Annotated in this window: 13 protein-coding genes and 1 pseudogene; 5 read left to right on the top strand and 9 right to left on the bottom strand. The window is 71.2% G+C overall.

All coding sequences use genetic code 11. The features are described 5' to 3' along the window. Position 1: 1 nt before the first annotated feature. The 3 genes from ACLQ2X_RS25690 to ACLQ2X_RS25680 are packed head-to-tail and all read right to left on the bottom strand — an operon-like array spanning position 2 to position 2,078. Positions 2–745: a 3-oxoacyl-ACP reductase family protein gene (locus ACLQ2X_RS25690; protein WP_425683645.1), complete on the bottom strand. Its 744-nt coding sequence runs from the start codon at positions 743–745 to the stop codon at positions 2–4. Beyond that, the gene (locus ACLQ2X_RS25685; RefSeq protein WP_425683644.1) at positions 742–1,662 is read right to left on the bottom strand and encodes an ACP S-malonyltransferase; all 921 of its coding nucleotides are present in this window, start codon (positions 1,660–1,662) and stop codon (positions 742–744) included. The genes ACLQ2X_RS25690 and ACLQ2X_RS25685 overlap by 4 nt, the downstream gene beginning before the upstream one ends. Then, entirely contained in the window at positions 1,659–2,078 is a 420-nt protein-coding gene (locus ACLQ2X_RS25680) for a hypothetical protein (protein ID WP_425683643.1), read from the bottom strand. Before ACLQ2X_RS25680 ends, ACLQ2X_RS25685 begins: the two co-directional genes overlap by 4 nt. A gap of 153 nt (positions 2,079–2,231) precedes the next feature. On the opposite strand from ACLQ2X_RS25680, the gene ACLQ2X_RS25675 reads away from it, so the two are divergent. Genes ACLQ2X_RS25675 through ACLQ2X_RS25655 form a run of 5 tightly spaced genes read left to right on the top strand, consistent with a single transcriptional unit; the run spans position 2,232 to position 7,905 of the window. Then, positions 2,232–2,765 (top strand): acyl-CoA thioesterase, encoded by a 534-nt coding sequence (locus ACLQ2X_RS25675; protein ID WP_425683642.1) that lies wholly within the window; start codon positions 2,232–2,234, stop codon positions 2,763–2,765. After that, positions 2,762–4,129, top strand: a complete 1,368-nt coding sequence (locus ACLQ2X_RS25670) for a TrpB-like pyridoxal phosphate-dependent enzyme (RefSeq protein ID WP_425683641.1) — start codon at positions 2,762–2,764, stop codon at positions 4,127–4,129. Before ACLQ2X_RS25675 ends, ACLQ2X_RS25670 begins: the two co-directional genes overlap by 4 nt. Beyond that, on the top strand, positions 4,126–5,511 hold the full coding sequence (locus ACLQ2X_RS25665) for an FAD-binding oxidoreductase (protein ID WP_425683640.1): 1,386 nt from the start codon (positions 4,126–4,128) through the stop codon (positions 5,509–5,511). Before ACLQ2X_RS25670 ends, ACLQ2X_RS25665 begins: the two co-directional genes overlap by 4 nt. Beyond that, positions 5,508–6,833, top strand: a complete 1,326-nt coding sequence (locus ACLQ2X_RS25660; protein ID WP_425683639.1) for a cytochrome P450 — start codon at positions 5,508–5,510, stop codon at positions 6,831–6,833. Before ACLQ2X_RS25665 ends, ACLQ2X_RS25660 begins: the two co-directional genes overlap by 4 nt. Beyond that, positions 6,820–7,905 (top strand): DJ-1/PfpI family protein, encoded by a 1,086-nt coding sequence (locus tag ACLQ2X_RS25655; RefSeq protein WP_425683638.1) that lies wholly within the window; start codon positions 6,820–6,822, stop codon positions 7,903–7,905. Before ACLQ2X_RS25660 ends, ACLQ2X_RS25655 begins: the two co-directional genes overlap by 14 nt. 148 nt (positions 7,906–8,053) lie before the next feature. Here ACLQ2X_RS25655 and ACLQ2X_RS25650 read toward each other — a convergent pair whose 3' ends face one another. The 6 genes and pseudogenes from ACLQ2X_RS25650 to ACLQ2X_RS25625 form a co-directional block, all read right to left on the bottom strand. Further along, positions 8,054–8,224, bottom strand: coding sequence for a hypothetical protein (locus ACLQ2X_RS25650; RefSeq protein ID WP_425683637.1), 171 nt, complete (start codon positions 8,222–8,224; stop codon positions 8,054–8,056). Between the two features lie 48 nt (positions 8,225–8,272). Continuing rightward, a complete protein-coding gene (locus ACLQ2X_RS25645) occupies positions 8,273–9,445 on the bottom strand; it encodes a glycoside hydrolase family 53 protein (RefSeq protein ID WP_425683636.1) in 1,173 nt (390 codons plus the stop codon). 106 nt (positions 9,446–9,551) lie between these two features. After that, the gene (locus ACLQ2X_RS25640) at positions 9,552–10,250 is read right to left on the bottom strand and encodes an SMI1/KNR4 family protein (protein WP_425683635.1); all 699 of its coding nucleotides are present in this window, start codon (positions 10,248–10,250) and stop codon (positions 9,552–9,554) included. 80 nt (positions 10,251–10,330) lie between these two features. After that, positions 10,331–11,179 (bottom strand): CHAP domain-containing protein, encoded by an 849-nt coding sequence (locus ACLQ2X_RS25635; RefSeq protein ID WP_425683634.1) that lies wholly within the window; start codon positions 11,177–11,179, stop codon positions 10,331–10,333. Between the two features lie 86 nt (positions 11,180–11,265). Then, on the bottom strand, positions 11,266–14,364 hold the full coding sequence (locus ACLQ2X_RS25630; RefSeq protein ID WP_425683633.1) for a hypothetical protein: 3,099 nt from the start codon (positions 14,362–14,364) through the stop codon (positions 11,266–11,268). A 258-nt stretch (positions 14,365–14,622) separates the two neighbouring features. Continuing rightward, positions 14,623–15,045: pseudogene (locus ACLQ2X_RS25625) on the bottom strand (hypothetical protein); the annotation flags it as partial.

The raw sequence follows: 15,045 nt of genomic DNA, 5'->3' as shown, positions 1-15,045 counted from the left end.
TTCAGCAGGTCATACCGCCGTCGACGACGACGGAGGTGCCGGTGACATAGCCGGCGGTCTCGGGGTCGAGCAGGACGCGCACCACGGAGGCGACGTCCGTGGGCTGCCCGATGCGCCCCAATGGGACGCGGGCGAGGTGCCCGTCGAGTTCGGCGCGGGGCATGGTCCTCGTCATCGCGGTGTCGACGAAGCCGGGGATGACGGCGTTGACGCGCACCCCGTAGCCGCCCATCTCCTTGGCGAGCACCCGGACCATGGCGAGCAGCCCGGCCTTGGAGGCGGCGTAGTTGGCCTGGCCGGCCGGCGCGTTGATGCCGCTGGTCGAGGCGACGGCGACGATCGAGCCGGACTTCTGCTGGACCATGAGTCGTCCCGCGGCACGGCAGCACAGGAACGCGCCGGTGAGGTTCGTGTCGATGACGGACCGCCACTTGGCGTCGCCCATCATGAGTGCGAATCCGTCGGCCGTGATGCCGGCGTTGTTGACGAACGCGTCGAGCCGGCCGTACTCGCGGCGAATGCCGCCGAACATGCGGGTCACGTCGGCCGCGTCGGCGACGTCACCGCGCACCAGAGCCGCCTCGCCGTGCTCGCTGACCTGTTCGAGGGCCTCCTTGGCCCTGGCCTCGTCGCGGCGGTAGTTCACGAGCACGGTCGCGCCCGCCCGGGCCAACTCGACGGCGATGGCGTGACCGATGCCCTTGGTGGCGCCCGTGACGAGGGCGATCTGTCCGGCGAGGCTCATGCCGCACCGGCCGTGACACGGGGGCGGGCGACCGCCAGGGCGCTGCGGTGGCGTGCCGCCCGAAGCGTCTCCCGGCCCAGACCGGCCAGCACCCGACCGGGCCCCACCTCGACGAAGTCGGTCTCGTCGGCGAGCGTGCCAACGGTCGCCAGCCACCGCACGGGGCTGGTTATCTGGCGGGTGAGTGCGTCGGCGTACCCGGTGATGTCGGTGATGGCCGCACCGGTCATGCTCGACACCATCGGCACCCTGGGGGCGCGCAGCACCGTGCCGCGCAGCAGCGGGGCCAGCGCGTCCTCGGCACCGCGCATGAGCGGGGAGTGGTAGGCCCCGCCGACGGGCAGTCTTCTGGCGCGCAACGCCCCGGCGGCCGACGCCGCGGCCAGCACGGCGGTGACGGCGTCCATGGTGCCGGAGACCACGAACTGCCGCGCCGAGTTGAGGTTGGCGACGACCGCGACCTCGTCGCCGACCGTCGCGTCGGCGCACAGGTGGCGCACGGTCTCGGCGTCCAGGCCGACCACCGCCCCCATCGCCCCGGGGCGCCGGGACGCGGCGGCGGCCATGGCTCTGCCGCGCGCGGAGACGAGGGCGAGCGCGTCGATCCAGTCGAGTGCGCCGCAGGCGACCAGGGCCGTGTACTCACCGAGGCTGTGCCCGGCGACCGCGTCCGGCCGCAGGCCGCGGTCGGTCAGGTCGCGCAGGGCCACGCTGGACCAGACGAAGACGAGGACCTGCGCGGTGTGCGGGTCGGCGATGCGGGCGGCGTCGGCGCGGTCCATCAGGTCGAGCAGCGGCAGCCCGGTCGCCTGCTCGGCGGTGTCGATCAGGGCCCGCGCCCGTGATCCGAACGCGGTCAGTTCCCGGCCCATGCCCGGGAACTGGCTGCCCTGCCCGGGGAACAGGAAGGTCGTCATCGTGCGCCTCCGGTCAGTGCGAGGGCCCAGCTGACGGTCAGTCCGGGCGTGAGCGGCAGGTAACCTCCGACGACGACGGCGCCGTGTCGGTGCGCCCAGTCGGCCAGGACGCCGCTCAGGGTCACCGCGCCGCCCTGCTTGTCAAGCAGGATGTCCGACAGCCGGCCACCCTTGGGCAACCCGCCGGCCAGCTTGACGACGCTCTCCTGCACGCCGAACGCGCCGGCTGCGGCAGCGGGGTCGGCGGTCAGTTCCTCCGCGCGATCCCCGAACAACCTCCGCGCCAGGCCGGGGCCGGAGCGAGAAAAGGCCAGTTCAAGACGCTCGGTGTCGACCAGGTCCACGCCTGCGGCGACGATGGAGCCACTGTCCGGTGGACGCCATCGGTCCAGGTCCAGAAGGGTGCTGACGGGCATCGGCTGCTCCAAGCTCGATGGGCTTGTCAATCAGGTGCCGAGTGGACCGTAGAGACGCAAGGCTATTCATGTCAATCCACAGTCAACTCTCGGCATGTGTCTTGACGGCGACTTGCCGACTGCTGCACGCTGGGCCGGCGCGATCACGACAAGATGACGACGAAGGGGCAGCCGATGCCGCGTTGGGTGGAGTCAGCGCCGAAGGTGATGCGCTGGGGCTACGTCGAAACCACCGCCACCGTGCGATGGGGTGAGTGCGACGGACAGGGACACGCCTACTACGGCAGCTACATCCCCTGGTTCGACCTCGGCCGGGAAGCGTTCGCCCTCGCGGTCGGGGTGGACTTCTGGAACTACACCATCACCACGACCGAGTTCCACGTCCGTTACCACACCCCCGCCAAATACCTGGACGAGCTGGTCATCAAGACGTGGGCGACCACGCCGACGGCCCGACTCGACTGCTACTACGAGATCTACCGCCGCCCCGGCAGCCAACTCATCGCCGAGGGACGCTCCGGCCACGCGTTGGTCGACCCCCGCGCCGGCGGCCTGCGGATGCGAGCACCCGACTCGTTCCACGACAAGTTCGAGGAGTTCCTCGACATCCAGCAGGCCAAGGGCGGGACACCCGGACGAGGGCTGCCGTTCGCCGCGGCCCAGGCCGGTCCGAGGGGGTCGCGGTGAACCGCACCCAGTACGTCCTCGACGAAACCGAGATCCCGACGCACTGGTACAACATCGTTGCCGACCTGCCGCAACGCCCGCCCCGCCCGCTGCACCCGCGCACCCACCAGCCGATGTCCGCCGAGGAGATGGGCTCACTGTCGGCGCGCGAGCTGCTGCGCCAGGACGGCAGCACGGAGCGCTTCATCGAGGTGCCGGACGACATCCGCCGCATCTACCAGCTGTGGCGGCCCAGCCCGCTGCGCCGGGCACGCGCCCTGGAGAAGGCGCTCGGCACGCCGGCCCGGATCTACTACAAGTACGAAGGCGTCAGCCCGACCGGATCGCACAAGGCCAACACCGCCGTCCCGCAGGTGTACTACAACGCCCAGCAGGGCATCCGTCGCCTCACCACCGAGACCGGCGCCGGTCAGTGGGGCGTCGCGCTGGCGTTCGCCTGCGCACAGCTCGACGTCACGTGCGAGATCTGGTGGACCGGCATCAGTTACGACCAGAAGCCGTACCGCAAGAGTCTCATGGACACCTTCGGCGCGACCGTGCACCGCAGCCCGTCGCCGATCACCGAGGTCGGGCGCCGGGCGCTGGAGGCCGATCCGAGCTCGTTCGGCAGCATCGGGCTGGCGGTCAGCGAAGCGGTCGAGGTCGCCCTGGCCGACGAGAACACCGGGTACGCGCTCGGCAGCACCGCCGGGCACGTCCTGCTGCACCAGACCGTCATCGGCCAGGAGGCCATCGCCCAGTTCGCGCTCGCCGAGGACTATCCGGACGTCGTGATCAGCTGCGTCGGCGGCGGCTCCAGCCTCGGCGGTGTCGGCTTCCCGTTCCTGCGGGAGAAGCTCGCCGGCCGACGCGACACCCGCGTCGTCGCCGTCGAGCCCGCCGCCTGCCCCGCCCTGACCCGGGGCCGCTACACCTGGGACTACGGGGACATGGAAGGCCTCACCCCGCTGATGAAGATGTACACCGTCGGCCACGCCTTCGTACCGGAGCCGATCCACGCGGGCGGGCTGCGCTACCACGGCATGTCGCCGCTGGTGTCGTACACCCGGCACATCGGCCTGGTCGAGGCGCAGGCGCGCACCCAGACCGACTGTTTCACCGCAGGCGTCCTGTTCGCCCGCACCGAGGGCATCCTCGCCGCACCCGAGTCCACCCACGGCCTGGCCGCCGCGGTGGACGAGGCGAAACGGTGCGCGGACACGGGCGAGGAGAAGGCGATCCTCGTCCTCGTCACCGGGCACGGCCACTTCGACCTGAGCGCCTACGACTCCTACCTGTCCGGCACCCTGGTCGACCCCGAACTGACCGACGAGCAGCTCGAGAAGTTTCTCTCCCACCTGCCGATCATCGAGGAGCAGCAATGAACCCCGAGAACCTGGCCGCGCTGCGCGCGACCTTCTTCGGTGACCTGATCGACCCCGACCACCCGGAGTACGAGGTGGCGCGGCGCGTCTACAACGGGATGGTCGACAAGCGTCCGGCGTTGGTCGCCAGGTGCCGGGGCACCGGCGACGTCGTCGCCGCCGTGCGCTTCGCCGTCGGCGAGGACCTCCCGATCGGCGTACGCGGTGGCGGGCACAGCGTCGCCGGGCACGGCACCTGTGACGGCGGTGTCCTGGTGGACCTGTCCGGGATGCGCGGCGTGCACGTCGACCCGGCCGAACGCACCGCCTGGGTGCAGGGCGGCGCGACGCTCGGCGATCTGGACCGGGAGACCCAGGTCTACGGCCTGGCCACCCCGACCGGCCAGGTATCCGCGACCGGCGTCGCCGGGCTCACCCTCAACGGCGGCATGGGCATGCTCCAGCGCCGGTTCGGCCTGACCTGCGACAACCTGATCGCCGCGCGGGTCGTCACCACCACCGGCGAGGTGGTCACCGCCAGCGACACCGAGCACCCCGACCTGTTCTGGGCGCTGCGCGGCGGTGGCGGCAACTTCGGCGTCGTCGTCGACTTCCAGTTCCAGCTGCACCCGGTCGGGCCGATGATGCTCGCCGGGTTGGTGGCGTACCCGATCGAGCAGTCCGTGGCGGCGTTGGAGTTCCTGCGCGACTACATCGCCGACGCCCCCGAGGAGCTCAGCGCCGACATCATCTTCCAGTTCGCCCCGCCGCTGGACGCGATCCCGGAACAGTTCCGCGGCCGGCAGGTGTGTGGCATCTTCATCCGCTGGTCCGGTGAGATGGAGGCGGGCTGGGAAGCGATCCGACCGCTGCAGGAGTTCGGCGAGCCGGTGCTCAACTTCGTCGGCCCGATGCCGCTGGTGGCGGTGCAGTCCATGCTCGACCCGCTGAACCCCAACGGCAACCAGCACTACTGGACGGCCGAGTTCCTGCCGGAGTTCGGCACGAAGGAGATGGAGGTGGTCGCGGAGATCGGCGCCACCCTGCCGTCGCGGTACTCGATCGTCGAGGTCATCCCGTTCAACGCGGCGGTCACCCGGGTCGCGCCCGACGCGACCGCGTTCGCGCACCGCAGCGAGAGCTGGCTCATCCACGTCCTCGGCCAGTGGCACGACGCCGAGGACACGCAGCGCTGCCTCGCCTGGGCCAAGGGGGCGGGTACGCAGCTGCGCGCCGTCGGCTCCGGCGACGCCTACCTCAACCTGCTCACCGACGACGAGGAGACCGACCGGGTCCGCGCCTTCTGGAACGACGACCGGCTGGACCGCCTCGCGAGGGTGAAGGCCCAGTACGACCCGCAGAACCGGTTCCGGTTCAACCACAACATCCCGCCGGCGTCATGAGCGGCGCCCGCAACGCGGACATCATCTCCCCCGACACGTACGTCGAGGGGGTTCCGCTGAAGCGGCTGGCCGAGCTGCGTGCGGCGGGCGCGGTGGCGTGGGTCGACGAACCGCCTGTCGACCACTGGCCGGCCGGCACCGGGTTCTGGGCGGTGCTGCGGCACGCCGAGGTGGAGCACGTGCTGCGCCACCCGCACCTCTTCTCCTCCAGCGCAGGCCTCACCCAGGTCTACGACGCGCCCGAGCCGGTACGGGTGGCACTGCGCCGCATGATGATCAACATGGATCCGCCGGAGCACAGTCGCCTGCGCTCGCTGGTCACCAAGGCGTTCACCCCGCGCGCGGTGGCCCGCCTGGAGGAACGGATCACGGCCCGGGCGCGGCACCTGGTGGCCGCGACGGCCGACCGGCCGGAGGTCGACTTCGCCCGCGAGGTCGCCGCCGACCTTCCGTTGGCCACCCTCGCCGAGGTGCTCGGCGTGCCGGAGTCCGACCGCTGGCTCATGTTCGACTGGAGCAACCGGGTCATCGGGCTGCTCGACGCGGAGTACACCGCCAGCGACACGTTCGACCCCGAGGGCGCCACGCCGATGGCGCGCCGCGCCATGGCTGCGCGCCCGCAGCCGGACGCGAACGGCCGGATGCCCGACTCACGCCGCCCGGACGGCATGGCCGACCTCTACGTGTACGCCCGCGAACTGGCAGCGTACCGACGGACCGAGCCGGGCGAGGACGTCATGTCCCTCCTCGCGCAGCAGGCCGACGCCGACGGTGGTCGGCTCACCGTCGACGAGTTCGAGCAGCTGTTCTGGCTGTTCTCCGTCGCCGGCAACGAAACCGTCCGCAACGCGCTGCCCGGGGCGCTGCTCACCCTGATCGAACACCCGCAGGCGTATGCGAGGCTGCGCGCCGACCGCAGCCTGGTACCCGCGGCGGTGGAGGAGTTGCTGCGCTGGTGGACGCCGGTCATCCAGTTCCGCCGCACGGCGGTGCAGGACACCGAGCTCGGCGGGACCCCGATCCGGGCCGGCGACAAGGTCGTGGTGTTCTTCTCGTCGGCCAACCGCGACGAGCGCGTGTTCACCGACCCCGACACGTTCGACCTCGGGCGTTCGCCGAACCCACACCTGTCCTTCGGCCACGGGCCGCACTTCTGCGTCGCGGCCTACCTGGCCCGGGTGCAGCTGCGGGCGATGATCGAGGCGGTCCTCGACCGGTTCACCGCCGTCGAGCTGGCCGGACCGCCCGTGCGGTTGCGGTCGAACTTCCAGAACGGCATCAAGCACCTGCCCGTACGTTGGAGGTCCGATGTGGTCCGTTGAGCACAGTGTCGACACCGCGGCCGCGCCCGCGGAGGTGTGGGCGTTCTACGCCGACACGTCATCCTGGTCGGCGTGGAACACGGCGGTGGCCGAGGTGAGCCTCGACGGCCCGTTCCGGGCGGGCGCGACCGGCACCCTGACCCCACCCGGCGCCGGGCCGCTGCCGCTGCGCATCGTCGAGGCCGAGCCGGAGCGGGGGTACGTGTCGGAGACCGCCATCGCCGACACGGTGAGCCTGCGCACCACGTGCCGGCTGGCGCCCGCACCGCGGGGCGGTACCCGCATCACCCACCGGGTGGAGCTGGTCGGGCCGGCGGCCCCGCACTTCGCGCAGAGTTTCGGTCCGGTGCTGGCGGCAGGCGTGCCCCGTACGGTGGAGGCGCTCGCCGCCCGGGCCGGCCACCCGGCGCGACGCGCGGTGATCGTGCTGACCAGCCACGACACGCTCGGTGACACCGGCCGTTCGACAGGCGCCTACCTCTCCGAGGTGGCCGAGGCGTGGCAGGTGTTCGACGACGCCGGGCTGCGGGTCGAGCTGGTCTCCGTGCGCGGCGGGCGGCCGCCGCTGGAGGCGGTGAACGAGCAGGATCCCGTCCAGCGGCAGTTCCTCGCCGACGCACGGATGGCCGAGCAGCTCGCCGCCACGCCCAGCACCGCTGAGGTGTCGGCGCACGACTGCGCGATCCTGTTCGTGGCGGGCGGACACGGCGCGGTGTGGGACCTGCCGTACGACAAGGAGCTGGCGGCGCTGGTCCGGGACGTGCACGAGGCGGGCGGCGTGGTCGCGTCCGTCTGCCATGGCCCGGCCGCCCTGCTGGAGGTGACGCTGTCCGACGGCACGCCGCTGCTGCGCGGCCGGCAGGTCACCGGGTTCAGCAACGACGAGGAGCGTGCCGTCGGCATGACGACGATCGTCCCGTTCTCCCTCGCCGACGCCCTGGCCGCGCGCGGCGCCCGGTACGCGTCCGCGGGTGCCTTCCTGCCCCACGTCGTGACCGACGGCCGGCTGGTGACCGGGCAGAATCCCGCGTCGGCCACCGCGGTCGCGAGGGCGGCGATCGACGCGCTGTGACCCCGCACGACCTGGAACCGGACCCCCGGCGGCGATGCGCCGGGGGTCCGGTTCTCGCCGGGCGCAGAGCGCGAGCAGCGTGCGGTCGACGCCGGTGGCGCCGCCTTGTCGCCTGCCGACGGTACGAACGTCGATTCCGCGCGCGCCGTCACGCCGGTTCGGGTACGCCTCCCGGCTCGCCGTCGTCGGGCATCGGCTCGACCGGCGCCTCCGGCAACTCGTCGGGCGTATCCGGCAGCAGCTCGCCGACGTCGTCCGGCGCGTGCTCGCCGGGGTCGATGGGCGGATAGACGTCCGGGTCGAGGTCAGGATTGGTCATCGAACAAGTATCCGTCAGGAGCGCCACCGCCGCTGCCGGCGGCGACCGTCAGGGTGTCCAGCGCACGCCCGGGTTGACCCGCCCGGACCAGTCGAAGACGGCCATGTTGTCCCACTGGTTTCCGGTGCCGTTGATGTTCGCCGGGTCCCAGCCGTTGCCGCGGACGGCATACCAGGTCGGTTCCCAGTAGAAGACGCCGATGGCCCCCGCGTTGCGGGCGGTGTTCTGGACCCAGTCGAACTCCTGGGCCTGCCCGGACCAGGTCGCGCCGATGCCGTCGCAGGTGGCGTCGCCGATGGCGTTCGGCTCGCCGTCCGCGTCGTCGCGGGTGAAGGGGTACGCGGTCTCCGCGATCACCACCGGCTTGCCGTAGCGACCACGCAGGTCGACGATGTTGTCGTAGAGGTTCGACAGGGTGCCGTGCCACATGCAGTAGTAGGACAGGGCCGTGATGTCCCACTGCACGCCCTGGGCGCGGATGCCGTCGTAGAACCACCGGGCGTGGGCGTTGCTGTCGGCGTTCGCGGTGTGGATCATCACCGGGATGCCGCCGCCGCACGCCTTCGTCGCGTTGTAGCCCTGCTTCAGCAGACCGGCCAGCGGGGCGAAGTCGTTGTTGACGACCTTGCCCTCGTTCCACAGCATCCCGACGTTGATCTCGTTGCCGATCTGCACGCTGTCCGGCGGGGTGCCCTGCCCGCTGAGGCTGGAGCAGACGTCGTAGGTGAAGGCGTACACGTCGGTACGCAGTTGGCTGAGGCTGTGTCCGGCCCAGGCCGCCGGCTTGTACTGCTTGCCGGGGTCGGCCCAGGTGTCGGAGTAGTGGAAGTCGACGAGCACCTTGAGGCCCTTCGCCCTTGCCGTCCTCGCCTGGGCCAGCACCCTGCTCTTGTTGTTGTAGCCGCTGGCCGGGTTGTTCCAGACGCGCAGTCGGACATAGTTGACGCCGACGGACCTCAGGATGTCCAGCGGGTCGCGGGCGGCACCCCCGGCGTCGTAGTACCTGGCGCCCAGGTCCAGGCTGCGCTGCAACGAGGAGACGTCGGCGCCGCGCATGCTGAGCGTGTTCGCGGCAGAGGCGGGCGCGGGCGCGCCGCCGATCGCGGTGCACACGGCGAGGATGCCTGCCGTGACGGCCGCGATCAGGGCCCGGGGGCGGCGGGTGGCCTGATGTGCGCTCACGGAGACGCGGAACAGCGAGAACGAGGAGGCGCCTGTCATACGTCGACGATGTCGCTACTGATCGATGATCGCCAACGTATCTCAGCACTCGGTCGGGCACCCGCCCGCGGGGCGCGGGATCGGTCGGCTCGTCGCCAGATGCCGCTCAGTCGCCCGTGGCCTCCGGCCGGACGTCGCGGAGCCAGTCCGGTCGCACCCCGACGGCGTCGGGCGCAAGGCCCCACTCGCACGCCGGACCGGTGTCCGGGTCGACGTCCAGGGGTGAGCCATCCGGGTCGACGGCGTAGGACTCCAGATCGGTGGCGTAGCGCAGGAGCAGGTCCCGCCACGACGGGGCCAGGACGCCCCACTGGCCGCACTCGATGTCCACCCGGACCACCTGTCCGGACGTACCGCCGGGGGCCGGGTCGAAGTCGAGGAACCAGCGGACGTCGCCGTTCATGTCGCCCACCATGACGTGGCCGGGCCCGCCGATGGCCGGTCGCACCGGTCCGGCCAGCGACAGGTGATTCGTGTCGACCAGGTGCGCCCAGGCCGCGGGGCCGTCGGCGTCCGGGTCCGCGTTCTCCCGCCACATGCGTGTCGCCTCGACGATGCCGCCGGTGTCGTACAGGTGGTCCAGCGGCACCGGGCTCGGCAGACCCCAGCCGGTTCCGTCGTGGACACGCAGGCTCTCGCGGAAGTCCGGCGGCAGCGTGACGCCGAGCGCGGCCTCCACCGCGTCGATCGCCGGCTCACCGGCCGGTGGCGCGAGCAGCGGCAGGGACTCCGGGAGTACGCGGCTGAGGCCGGCCTCGATCCTCGCCCAGGCGGAGGCCACGCCGGGTGCGTCCGGTTCGATCACCCCGGGAGTGTAGAACGACGGTCACCCGCCCGTGGTGCGCTGCTCCACGGGCGGGTGACGGCGGGTTCGCGTAGACAGCGTCACTTGAAGCGGATGAACTTCGAGAACTGATTGTTGGCGGTGCCCACGGACACCGTCCGGTGGCTGTACCTGTCCGCCGAGACGTAGTTATATTCGTCGATCTCGAACGTGCCGTTGGCGTTCACCCTCGTCACGAACGCGACATGCCCGTAGGTGCCGCCCAGGCGGACCGCGACATCACCGGCCCGAGGGTTGTTGTACACCGGCACTCCGGCGCGACCGGCGGCGGCGACCCACTCCTTGGCGTTGCCCCACCGTGCCTGCCCCGCGTACTGGTTGTGGAACGGCACACCGACCCGGCTGCGCACCGCCCACGCGGCGAAGCTGGTGCACTGCCCCTTGTAGAAGTTCCACGGGTCGATGCCCGTGCTCTGACCCTTGTACGGATAGTCGTCCTTGGCCGGGTAGGCCGTCCCCGGGGCGGCGATCAGCTGGTGGGAGGCGTTGTTCCGGGTCAGCGTGGAGTTCAGGTTCGCCTTCACGCCCGGGGCGAAGTCCTGGAAGGCGTACGAGGCGTTGTAGTCGCTGTTGTAGTAGACCCGCACCGTGTCGCTCGTGCGGTTCCAGACGGACGCGGCGTTGTTCTTCACGCACTGGCCCTGGCCGCTGCCGGCGCCCTTGTACTCGTAGCACTCCGGCTGGGTGGCGCCGTAGTCGGCCAGAGACCCGACATGGTCGGAGAGCGACCCCGCCTGTGTGCTGCCGAAGTAGTAGCAGAACTCCCCGGCGTCGCAGATCCCGTCCCGGGACGCCGCCTGAGCCGGCATGGCGGTTGCCATCAGGCCGAGTGTCGCAGCGAGGGCGCTCACACCGAGGGCGCCGAGGATGCGGAGGACGTTCCTCTTCATCGTCACTTCCTTAATCGACTGGTGTTGATCCCGACCGCACGGTGCAGGGAAGATCCGGCCTCCGTCGTCGGGCGGGGCGGTGCCGCTCAGGTGGCCGGAGGACGGATGCACGTCAGCGGTACGTCGACCGTGGCGCCCGGTGCCACCGTCAGCGTGTCGCAGCCGGCGGCGCCGGTCAGCGCCGTCCCGGTGAGCACGGCACGCTGGGATGCCGGGTCGAGCGCGACGTTCAGGCTGAGCCCCCGTATGCCGAGCCCCTCGATCCCGCCGGGTCGATCACCGAAGGAGACCGCCGCCGGCAGGCCCCGGTCCGAGCGGACCCCGTTGTTCAACCAGACCGCGTCGATCACCGACGCCGCGCCGAAGATGCTCGGCCGTTGACCGGTCGCGTACGGCCCGCCGCTCTCGGTCCACTCGTACCGCTCGGAGAACATCCCGACCTTGACCACGTCCCGCAGGATCGCGTTGCTGAAAACGCGCGCCTGTTCCGGGCGGCCGTGCGCGAGCAGGCCGTAGATCGTGTAGCTGGTGATGCCGTGCCGCACGTCGATGTTGGACACCTCGGGCGCCGTCACCTTGCCGAACCCGGCGAAGGGCAGTGCCGGATCGTAGTACCGCTCGAACAACGCCAGCATCGAGGCCAGGTGCGCGCCGGAGAGGGTGGGCACCGCAAGGGCGCTGGTGATCGCGACCGTCGTCCCGCCGACACGCTTGGTGGTCCGGTTCGGGAAGTAGGCCTTCACGGGTTGGGCGGTCGGGCTGGCCCAGAACCAGAAGAGGAAGTTCTGGTGGGCGATGTCGTAGCGTTGCTGCCAGTAGGTGACGTCCGCGGCGTTGCCCAGGACCTGGGCGATCCGCTTGGCGTAGGTGACGTCGACCAGGTGGGACCCGACAAAGGCGATGTCCATCGCCTTGTCCTCATGGCCGGCGGGCATCGGCGTCCACTGCGGGTTCTGCTCCTTCCAGTTCAGAAGCCGGCGGAGGCTCGGGTAGACCGCCCGCAGTTGGGCCAGGTCACCGGTGATCGAATAGAGGATCCAGGCGGTCTGCGCCTCCCGGGCCGGGAGGCTCTCCCCGCCCAACTGGCCGGTGGTCCCCACCAGGCTGAGCAGTCCGCGGAAGGCGTTCCAGGCCGACGCGGGGTCAACGTACGCCATCATCTGCATGTTCATCACGCTGTCCCAGCTCGCCACGGCTTTCGCCCCGTCGGGACCGTGCGGGTACATCGCCGCCTTGCCGACCGGATACTGCACGTACGGGTACCCGGTGTGCGGCTGCGGCGGCAGGGCGTTGCCCTGGAGGAAGACCCATGCGCGGTAGTAGGCGCGGCGGACCGTCGCGGCGTCCACGCCACCGTTCGGCACGGCCTGGACGTCGAAGGTGGTGGGGTGCGGAACCCGGGTCAGAAGTGTGTCCCACTGCGCGGCGCGGGCGGCCGGGTCGGCCTCCACGGCGGTGGGGGTGGCGGCCGCGAGCGCCCGGTTCGCGGCCGTGGCCGCCCCCTCGCTCTGGCTGGCGAACCCCACTCCCAGGTCGAGTCGGGTCGACGTGCCGGTGGGCGCGGCGGCCGGGGCGGACCAGTAGCCGCGACCCCAGGTGGCGGCGTAGGTGAGGCCGTTGACCGGTCCGTTCTCCAGCACGGCCTCCCGGTCGCCGTAGAAGCCGGGTACGCCGACGGCGGCCGGCAGCGCCACCGAGTAGTAGTAGCCGGGGTTGGCGAACGTCAGCACCCGGCGGGTGGCGTCCCACGAAGGGACGCCCTGGAAGGCCCCGGACACCTGCACGGGCTGACCGGTGGTGCCGCCGCTCACCGTCGCGGAACGCCCCACCGAGTTGACGTCGTGGAAGACGTCCCGCCCGGCGATCCGCATACCGTCGGCGTACCGCCCGTCGAAGGTGAGCTGGTGCGGGGCCCAGGAGGTGGTGGTGCTCTGCGTCGTCCGCAGCCACGGCCGGGTTCCCCGGCCGGTGAGCTTGATGTCGTCGAGCTGGATGCGGCTGTCGTACCCGACGACGAAGATCTTGATGTCGAAGGTGCGTACGCCACTCCAACCGGTCACCGCGGCGAGGTCGTAGCTGTAGGTGCCCGAGCGGGTGGTGGTCGGCTGCACGATGGTGTCCACGTCGGTCCCGCCGTTGACCTTCAGCCCCCAGCCGTGGCCGCCGATGGGGACGGCGAGGCGCAGGATGGGATGCCGGTCCAGGTTGACGGTGATCTTTCGGGTGATGGCCCCCCAGTTCGGCGCGCCGTTGTCCGCGTTGCCCCGGATCAGAAGCGTCCGGCCGGCCTCGCGGTCCACGGAGGTGGCGACGTTGTAGCCGATCCAGCCGGGATCGAGCGTGAGGTCGCCGGGGCCGCCGTGGAAACCGTCGGCGTAGGCGAGGGAGACGGTGGAGGTGGAGTGCACCCGGATGTGATCGACAAGCACCGGCTTCTGGTATCCGCTGGCGAAGATCCGGATGGTGACCTTCCGCGTGCCGCTCCAGCCGAGGCTACGCAGGTCGTAGGTGTGCACGCCGGGGGTCGCGGTGCTCGGCTGCAGCACCTGGTCGACGCCCCCGTTGTCGGCGACCTTGAGCCCCCAGGTCCCGGCGGCGCTCTGCACCCCGATGGTCAGCAACGGGTAGTTATCGACGTCGATGTCGACGGTCCGGCTCACGTACGCGTAGGAGGTGCCGGTGGTTGCCTTGACCTGGAGCCGCAGCAGCCCCTTGGCGGATTCCGCCTGGGCGGGGGCCGACGGCGTCCAGGCCGAGCTCAGGGCGGCGAAGGAGTCGTAGAAGGACGAGCGCAGGGGCACCGGCGCGGCGCCGGCGGGGCGCTGGTTGAGCATGACCAGTTCGTTGAGCGCCACGGAGGTGCGGGTCTGCGGCGTGGCGGGCGCGTGGTCGATGTAGTAGCCGGCGTTGAGCGGCAGCTGCGGCGGGTCGCTCTGCTCCAACTCGGAGCTCTTGGTCCACACCTGGTGCGGGTTGAGCACCACCGGACTCTTCGGCAACGTCAGCCATCGCGGCTGGTTGGTCGCCGTCTCGGTGAGTTCGGCGGAGCTCGCCGCTGCGGTTGTCGTCGGTTCCGCCGACGCGGTTCGCGGTTGGGCGGCCGAGCCGGCAAGCGTCGGCCCGGCAAGCGCCGGTGCCGTCGCCGCGAGCGCGGCCGACAGGAGGACTGGCAACAGTCTGGACATGAGCCCCTCTGCTTCCGGTGAACGAACAGGTTGCGGTGTGCGGCGGCCGCACGGTGACGGACCGGTCCGAGGCGGGTGGCGGCCACCGGACCTGTCCCACCCGTGGCCGGCCCGCGGCGGGCCGGGCGACGGCCGGCGGGTCACCCCGCCGTACCGTCGTCCGGCCTCCGCCCGACGAAACAGCCTGGTTGCGTCGGGCAGCCCGGAACTCCTACTCCTCGCTCGTCCTCCCCGAACCCGGCCGATGGGGGACCTGGTTCAGGAGGTGGACTCCGGGCAGGGAGCGTAGAGCCGGCGGGTGCCGGTGCCGCTGGCGTAGGCGGCCTTGTCGCTGAACCGGCAGCCGTAGGTGGCCGCGGCCACGGTGGCCGGGGTCGTGACGTCGTCGCCGCCGGGCTTCGCTCCGTTGTTGACCCAGTTGACGAGGTCGTTGAAGGCGGTGCCGACCTCGGTGGGGCTGAACTCGCAGTGCCCGGAGGTGCGGACCGCCCGCTGCACGAGGTACTGGGCCCGGTAGTTGGCCACCGCTTCCCGGCGGTAGATCTGTTCCATCGAGAACGGCACCTGCATGTCGCCGATCCCGTGCAGGCTGAGCACCGGAACGCGGGGGCGTCCGGCGATCTTGGGCACCTCGGTCAGGTCGGTGCTGTTGCGCTCGGCGGCGTTCTCCGGGGCGACGCG

Source organism: Micromonospora sp. DT31 (genome assembly GCF_049841795.1).
Classification (GTDB): domain Bacteria; phylum Actinomycetota; class Actinomycetes; order Mycobacteriales; family Micromonosporaceae; genus Micromonospora.
The sequence above is the reverse complement of the archived record's forward strand: the minus strand, read 5'-3'. Positions and strand labels throughout refer to the sequence as shown.

What these genes read in the sequence shown, in the direction of transcription:
- ACLQ2X_RS25690 (WP_425683645.1), bottom strand. Translation starts at nt 745, where the DNA reads ATGAGCCTCGCCGGACAGATCGCCCTCGTCACGGGCGCCACCAAGGGC.
- ACLQ2X_RS25685 (WP_425683644.1), bottom strand. Translation starts at nt 1,662, where the DNA reads ATGACGACCTTCCTGTTCCCCGGGCAGGGCAGCCAGTTCCCGGGCATG.
- ACLQ2X_RS25680 (WP_425683643.1), bottom strand. Translation starts at nt 2,078, where the DNA reads ATGCCCGTCAGCACCCTTCTGGACCTGGACCGATGGCGTCCACCGGAC.
- ACLQ2X_RS25675 (WP_425683642.1), top strand. Translation starts at nt 2,232, where the DNA reads ATGACGACGAAGGGGCAGCCGATGCCGCGTTGGGTGGAGTCAGCGCCG.
- ACLQ2X_RS25665 (WP_425683640.1), top strand. Translation starts at nt 4,126, where the DNA reads ATGAACCCCGAGAACCTGGCCGCGCTGCGCGCGACCTTCTTCGGTGAC.
- ACLQ2X_RS25660 (WP_425683639.1), top strand. Translation starts at nt 5,508, where the DNA reads ATGAGCGGCGCCCGCAACGCGGACATCATCTCCCCCGACACGTACGTC.
- ACLQ2X_RS25655 (WP_425683638.1), top strand. Translation starts at nt 6,820, where the DNA reads ATGTGGTCCGTTGAGCACAGTGTCGACACCGCGGCCGCGCCCGCGGAG.
- ACLQ2X_RS25650 (WP_425683637.1), bottom strand. Translation starts at nt 8,224, where the DNA reads ATGACCAATCCTGACCTCGACCCGGACGTCTATCCGCCCATCGACCCC.
- ACLQ2X_RS25645 (WP_425683636.1), bottom strand. Translation starts at nt 9,445, where the DNA reads ATGACAGGCGCCTCCTCGTTCTCGCTGTTCCGCGTCTCCGTGAGCGCA.
- ACLQ2X_RS25635 (WP_425683634.1), bottom strand. Translation starts at nt 11,179, where the DNA reads ATGAAGAGGAACGTCCTCCGCATCCTCGGCGCCCTCGGTGTGAGCGCC.
- ACLQ2X_RS25630 (WP_425683633.1), bottom strand. Translation starts at nt 14,364, where the DNA reads ATGTCCAGACTGTTGCCAGTCCTCCTGTCGGCCGCGCTCGCGGCGACG.